General features: G+C 71.4%; 6 protein-coding genes, 1 pseudogene and 1 riboswitch. Of the genes and pseudogenes, 4 read left to right on the top strand and 3 right to left on the bottom strand.

What is annotated here, in order from left to right; translation table 11 throughout:
* Positions 1–53: 53 nt before the first annotated feature.
* A pseudogene (locus ACNFOC_RS49505) lies at positions 54–167 on the bottom strand (response regulator); the annotation flags it as partial.
* Between ACNFOC_RS49505 and ACNFOC_RS49500 the strand changes: the two are divergent.
* Together ACNFOC_RS49500 and ACNFOC_RS49495 are read left to right on the top strand one after the other, a co-directional pair.
* Positions 115–621 carry an MmyB family transcriptional regulator gene (locus tag ACNFOC_RS49500; RefSeq protein WP_416965557.1) on the top strand — a complete coding sequence of 169 codons (507 nt, stop codon included), beginning with the start codon at positions 115–117 and terminating at the stop codon, positions 619–621. The pseudogene ACNFOC_RS49505 and the gene ACNFOC_RS49500 sit on opposite strands and share 53 nt — an antisense overlap.
* Positions 622–660: 39 nt before the next feature.
* Positions 661–1,875, top strand: coding sequence for a hypothetical protein (locus tag ACNFOC_RS49495; RefSeq protein WP_416965556.1), 1,215 nt, complete (start codon positions 661–663; stop codon positions 1,873–1,875).
* A gap of 10 nt (positions 1,876–1,885) precedes the next feature.
* Here the strand turns inward: ACNFOC_RS49495 and ACNFOC_RS49490 are convergent, their stop codons facing one another.
* The gene (locus tag ACNFOC_RS49490; protein ID WP_416965555.1) at positions 1,886–2,656 is read right to left on the bottom strand and encodes a glutamate ABC transporter substrate-binding protein; all 771 of its coding nucleotides are present in this window, start codon (positions 2,654–2,656) and stop codon (positions 1,886–1,888) included.
* 382 nt (positions 2,657–3,038) lie between these two features.
* On the bottom strand, positions 3,039–3,746 hold the full coding sequence (locus ACNFOC_RS49485; protein WP_416965554.1) for a phosphotransferase: 708 nt from the start codon (positions 3,744–3,746) through the stop codon (positions 3,039–3,041).
* Between the two features lie 100 nt (positions 3,747–3,846).
* A riboswitch (cobalamin riboswitch) is annotated at positions 3,847–3,916 on the top strand.
* 114 nt (positions 3,917–4,030) lie between these two features.
* Between ACNFOC_RS49485 and ACNFOC_RS49480 the strand changes: the two genes are divergently transcribed.
* Positions 4,031–5,278 (top strand): SCO2321 family membrane protein, encoded by a 1,248-nt coding sequence (locus tag ACNFOC_RS49480; RefSeq protein ID WP_416965553.1) that lies wholly within the window; start codon positions 4,031–4,033, stop codon positions 5,276–5,278.
* Entirely contained in the window at positions 5,275–5,901 is a 627-nt protein-coding gene (locus ACNFOC_RS49475; RefSeq protein ID WP_416965552.1) for an SCO2322 family protein, read from the top strand. The genes ACNFOC_RS49480 and ACNFOC_RS49475 overlap by 4 nt, the downstream gene beginning before the upstream one ends.
* Positions 5,902–5,985: the final 84 nt, after the last annotated feature.

Below are 5,985 nucleotides of genomic sequence, written 5' to 3'. Positions count from 1 at the left end.
CTGCCCACCCTACGAGATCACCATCCCCGAGCACCCCGTGGGGCCCGCCGACGCGCCGTGCCGTCGGCGAGGATCCGTCTGGTCGCTTCGATGCCGTCCATCTGTGGCATCCGGATGTCCATGAGCACGACGTCGGGCCGCGGCGCAGAATGCGCGGGAGCCAATCGCCTGCGGTCCCTGTTCCTCGACCCGGCCGAGCAGGCGCTGTACCCGTACTGGGAGAGCGCCGCCGGAGGCATGGTCGCCGGCTTCCGCGAGTCGGTCGGCACCGACACCGACGACCCCCGTTTCATCGAGCTGGTCGGCGAACTCTCCCTGGCCAGCCCCCTGTTCAGCCGTCTCTGGGCCCGCCACGACGTCCAGGCCTGCGAAGCCGCCCCCAAGCACATCGCCCACCCCCAGGTCGGCGGCCTCCAACTCAACCGCGAACGCCTGAGCATCGACGGCACCCAGGGCCAGACCCTCGTCATCTACCACCCGGACCCCGACACCGACGCGGCCGGCAAACTGGCCCTCCTGGCCTCCGCGATCCTGACACCGGCCCCCCTCCCGGCGGACAGGAAGGGTGCGGAGAACTCCGGCCACCGGCGCCATGTTCTGTTCAAGGAGGCCGCCGGTTAGCCTGCGACACGACACTTCGGGAGCGGGGAGCGCGGTGCGATGACAGCCGACGTGCGCCCGTTCACCGAGGCCGCCGAGGGCACGGGACCATCGGAACTCGACTACCGGGGACCGCAGGGCTGGGCCACGGTGGTCCACCGCGCCCACCTGGGAAGCTTCACCCTGGTCGGCGCCGAAGACACCCGACCGGTCCGGGACTTCGAGCCCGGGCATTGCCGTACGCAGGAGCCGCGCACCTGGACGTACCGGGTGGGCCTGTCCGGACCACAGCGGTTGCGCATCGAAACGGCCGAGCGGTGGTCGATCTCCGTCACCCCGCTGGAACAGGACGAGCCCGAGGACGGAGGAGTCCTCTGCCGCCGGGGCATCGGGAACCAGACGGTCGAACTCGCCGGACGGGAACCGCCGGGAGCGGCGATCCTTGAGTTCACCAAGGTCGAATGCGCTCACCCCACAAGCCTGTTCCTCAGACTGCGCGCGTTCGACGACGAGGCCTTCTGGCAGGTCGGCGACCACGACCGGGCCAGGTTCCTGTTCGGCCACGACACACCGGCCATCTGGTCCACGACCGGCCGGGTCGAGGTCGGCAACGCCGTCGGCTGCGAATGGCGGCTGCGCGTGCTGCCGTTGTCCGCGGCCCGCCCGGTGGACGGCACCACCACCCGCGGGACCGGCCCGGAAGTCCTCGTCCACACGGGAGAACCGGCCGCGCTCGCGCTGTGGTCCCTGGCCGACGCGGGGAACGACTCCACAGTCGATTCCGCAGTGGAGGTCCGCATCGAGTCACGCCGCTACAAGGTGACCCTGTTCAGCGATCACCACCATCCCCGGCACGGCGGGATCCTCGGACTCGGACCCGGGCCGACCCTCCTCCAGACCGGAGGTCGCGGAGGCTGGGACCTGCGTGTCACCCCGCTCGACGCGGTGCGCACCTTCGACGCGGGGATCACCGGCACGGGTGGGGAGGTGCTCCGCTACACGGGGCCGCCCGTCACCGCACGGGTCGTCACCCGCTCGTGGCACACGTGGTCCGGCATGGTCACGGTCCGCACCCTCACCCCCCAACTCGTCTGGCAGGACTGGGTCAACACGAAGGGCGGCCTGCCGGGACGGCTCCGGGGCGAGAGCCTGAACCTGCTCCCCGGAACGCTGCTGGCGATCAGCGGACCTCCTGACGGGTCCGGCTGGCAGATCCGCATCGGGTCCGGGATCGGGATCGGCCACGGGCTCGCACGGCGCCGTAGGTCGCGATAGCGCGGCGCAGTCAGTCCCCGTAGCGCGGCGCGGGCGGATAGAAGTCCCCGTACGGGCCCAACCACCGTTCGTGCAGGGCCCGGAGTGCTCCCGTGGCGCGCAGGTGCGCGAGCACGCCGTTGACGAAGCGGACGAGTTCCGGCGTCTTCTTCGAGACGGCGATGCCGTGCGGCTCGTAGGTGAAGCGCGGGCCGGTGATACGGGTGGCGGGGTCCTGGGCGCTCAGTCCGGCGAGGACGTTGTCGGTGGTCGACACGGCGGCCACGTCGCCCTGTTGCAGCTGGAGGAGGCAGTCGGTCCAGTCGGCGACGGCGACCGGCCGTACCGCCGGGCGGGCGCGGCGCAGCTCGGTCAGTGAGGTGGTGCCCTTGGCCGTGCACACCTTCTGTCCGGCGAGATCGGCCAGGGTCTTCACCGGCGAGGTGTCCGTGACGAGGACGCGCTGGCCGGAGTCGAGGTAGTCGCTGCTGAACAGCACCTGTTCCATGCGTTCGCAGGTGATCGTCATGGAGTGGGCGACGAGGTCGACCTCGTCGCGTTGCAGTATCCCGATGCGTTGCGCGGACGGCACGGTCCTGAACTGCACCCGGTCCGGCCGCCCGAACAGGGCACGGGAGATCTCTCGCACCAGGTCGATGTCGAGCCCGGTCAGCTGTCCGGTGTCGGAGTCTCGATAGCCGAAGAGATAGGTGTTCTGGTCCACACCCACGATCAGCCGCCCGCGCGCGACGATCCGCGCCATCGCCGTACCGCTCGGCATCCGGCCACCCGGCGTCGGCATGTGACCCGACGGCTTCAACGACCGCAGCGGATCGCAGTCCCCACCGGTGGCCGCTCGTGCGCTCGCGGCAGCGGAACCAGACGCGGACGCGGACGCGCTGTCGGCAGGCGTACGCGCCCCAGCGGATGGACGGCGCTGCGGGACGGACGACTCCGTGCAGGACACCGCCAGCCCCATCACGGCCAGCGACGCCACCACCACGGCAAGACGCCGCCGGCGAAACGGGACCCGACGGATCCCCGCGACAGCCGGCGACCGTCCCTCTTCTCCACGTGCCCGAAGTTCCCTCACACTGCCTCGCAGTCGTCGGAACCCAGCCGAAGACGCCGTCCGGCGCCCTGGCCCGTCACACCCTCGTCGGCGGTGACGCGTTCACGTTGATTCACGGTTCCCGCGGAGCCGCCAGCGACCGCACCAACTCCTCGGCCGTACCGAGGAGTTCGACCTCGCGCGGAGTCATCGTCGGATTCACCGCCCGCCTCCGCCGCGCTTCCGTCAACCCTTCCCCCGTGAGCCCGGAAGGATCCGCGAGCAGCGAGCCGAGCATCGCGCGGGCCGGTTCGGCGACCGGCTGATCATCGTCCACGGCGACCTGGGCCAGGATGATCGCGGAGAGCCCCCAGTCCAGCCCGGGATCGCCGTCCTCCGCCGTACCCCAGTCGATGACGCGAGGCCCGTCCGGGGTGATCAGCACGTTCTCCGGGTGAAGGTCGAGGTGCAGCACGCGGGTGCCGGGCCACCGACCGGGGATCGCGTGCAACTGCCGTAGCAGAGAAGCGAGTACGGCCCCGGCCTCCACCGCGTCGATCGTGCCGGCGACGAACGCCTCCAGCATGGTGGGCCCGGTCAGCCGCTCCATCACGAGATCGGTGCGTGAGGTACGCGAGGCACGCGAATCACCTGAGGCACCTGCGTCCCCCGTGCGCACCCGGGGCACGGGATAGCCGTGTGCCCGCACATGTTCCATCACCGCGCCCTCGGCCGCCGCGTCCCCCCAGTCCTCCCGGTTGCGGCGCAGCACCCACGCCTCGTCGATCTCGTACACGTCGGCGGTACGGCCGGAGCCGATCAGTTTCCCCGTGGCTGGCATGGCCAGAACCTACCGGGGACGGCGGTCCGGGCAACCCCCGCACACAGCGGGCGCCCAGGTTGGCCGTACAGTGGCCGGGTCGTCATCACACCCGTACGGGGGGAAGCCGGTGCAATTCCGGCGCTGACCCGCAACCGTGATCCGGTCCGTCAGGGCCGGTGAGCCGGACCGCCCCGCACGGCACGTGACCGGCTCACACGCACCGTCGAGGAATACGGAGCCGAGCCGCCCGGGGGTGTTCCCGTGCGCTGCCGTGCTCCCCAAGGGGAAGGCACCCGCCGATCATGAACGTCCGCCGCAGCGCCGCGGCCCTGGCCGCCACCATCACCGTCACCGTGATCGCCGCCACACCCGCCGTCGCCGCCGGTCCGTCCCCGTCGCCGTCCGTGGCGATACCCGCCGGGCTCTACGGCACCTCCGACCCGACCTACGACGGCGTCTGGCGCCAGTCCCTCGCGCTGCTCGCGCAGGATGCCGTGGGTGTGGAGCCCGCCGACGAGGCTGTGGCCTGGCTGGTCGGCCAGCAGTGCGCCGACGGCGCCTTCGCGGCCTTCCGCGCCCACCCCTCCAAGGCCTGTGACGCCAAGGTCATGATCGACACCAACAGCACGGCCGCCGCCGTACAGGCGCTCGCGAACGACAGCCGCGGCGACTCGGCCGTCACCAAGGCCGTCACCTGGCTGAAGTCCGTCGAGAACCCGGACGGCGGCTGGGGCTACTCCCCCGGCGGGGCCAGCGACGCGAACTCCACCTCCGTCGTCATCGGCGCCCTCGCGGACGCCGGGGTGACCGTGCCGAACCTCCGGAAGAACGGCAAGTCCCCCTACGACGCGCTGCTCAAGCTCGCGCTGCCCTGCGACGCGGGCACGGACGCGGGCGCCTTCGCCTACCAGCCCGACAAGAAGGGCAGGCTCGCGGCCAACGCGGACGCGACCGCGGCGGCCGTGCTGGGCCTGTCGGGCCAGTCACTGGCCGGAAGCCGGCAGGACGACGCCGAGTCGCCCGCGACGTGCGAGAAGTCCGGGGACGATCCCGAGCAGCCGGCGGACAACGGCGCAGCGTGGCTCGCCAAGTCCATGGCGAAGAGCGGCCACTTGACCACCGTGCTCCCCGGCGCCAAGCCCCAGCCCGACTACGGCAACACGGCCGACGCGATCGTCGCCCTGTCGTCCCTCGGCCTGCACGACCAGGCCGCCAAGCCCCTGCACTGGCTGGAGACCCACTCCAAGTCGTGGGCCGCGCAAGGCGGTCCGGCCGCCTACGCCCAGCTCGTCTTCGTCGCGACCACCGCGAAGGGCGCCGACGTCCACGACTTCGGCGGCCAGAACCTCGTCACCCTGCTGAACGCGACCGGCCCGGCCCCCAAGCGCATCGACGAGCAGCCCACGGCCGACCCGGCCGAGAAGACGGCTTCCGACGACAACGACGGTTCCCTGACGGTCGCTTGGACGGTCGGCGGCGTTCTCCTCGTCGTCGCGATCGCCGGCTCCATCCTGATCGCCCGCGGCCGGAAGCGCGGGCAGCAACAGTGACCCGCCACCGCGTCCCGCTGATCCTCCTCACCGCGCTCCTGCTCGCCCTCACCGCCAACGGCCCCGCCCAGGCCGCCGGTTACCGCTACTGGTCCTTCTGGGACCGCACCGGAACCCACTGGACGTACGCCACCCAGGGCCCCTCCACCGCCCGCCCCGACGACGGCGACGTCCAGGGCTTCCGCTTCGCGGTGAGCGCGGACTCGGCGGACGCGGCACAACCCCGGGGCCCGGCACCGGACTTCGCGACGATCTGCGCCAACTCCCCAGCGGCAGACGGCAAGGAGCGGATCGCGCTCGTCATCGACTTCGGCACGACGACCGACGCCCCGACTGGCGAAACCCCGCCCACCGTCCGTACGGCCTGCGCGACGGTCGCCCCCGACGCGACAACGGCCGAGGCCCTGGCCACGGTCGCAAAACCCCTGCGCTACGACACGAACGCCCTGTTGTGCGCGATCGCCGGGTATCCGGAACGGGGCTGCGGCGAGCAGATCACCGACCCGAAGCAGACACCAACAACCCACCACGGCCCATCAGTTGGCCTATTGGCGGGAGCAACAGCAATCGTCCTACTGGGCGCGGCAGCAATATGGCAGTCCCGAAGGCACAAACATGGCTAAGGACAGCACCGTAAAGGGGCGCGGGGAACTGCGCGCCCAGCCCCAACGGCCCGCAGTTCCCCACAAAGCGAAACCACCCCTAAA

The organism is Streptomyces colwelliae, assembly GCF_048158785.1.
Lineage (GTDB): Bacteria > Actinomycetota > Actinomycetes > Streptomycetales > Streptomycetaceae > Streptomyces.
The sequence above is the reverse complement of the archived record's forward strand: the minus strand, read 5'-3'. Positions and strand labels throughout refer to the sequence as shown.

Coding starts and splice junctions, on each gene's coding strand:
- ACNFOC_RS49480 (WP_416965553.1), top strand. CDS start 4,031: ATGAACGTCCGCCGCAGCGCCGCGGCCCTGGCCGCCACCATCACCGTC.
- ACNFOC_RS49490 (WP_416965555.1), bottom strand. CDS start 2,656: ATGCCGACGCCGGGTGGCCGGATGCCGAGCGGTACGGCGATGGCGCGG.
- ACNFOC_RS49500 (WP_416965557.1), top strand. CDS start 115: ATGTCCATGAGCACGACGTCGGGCCGCGGCGCAGAATGCGCGGGAGCC.
- ACNFOC_RS49495 (WP_416965556.1), top strand. CDS start 661: ATGACAGCCGACGTGCGCCCGTTCACCGAGGCCGCCGAGGGCACGGGA.
- ACNFOC_RS49485 (WP_416965554.1), bottom strand. CDS start 3,746: ATGCCAGCCACGGGGAAACTGATCGGCTCCGGCCGTACCGCCGACGTG.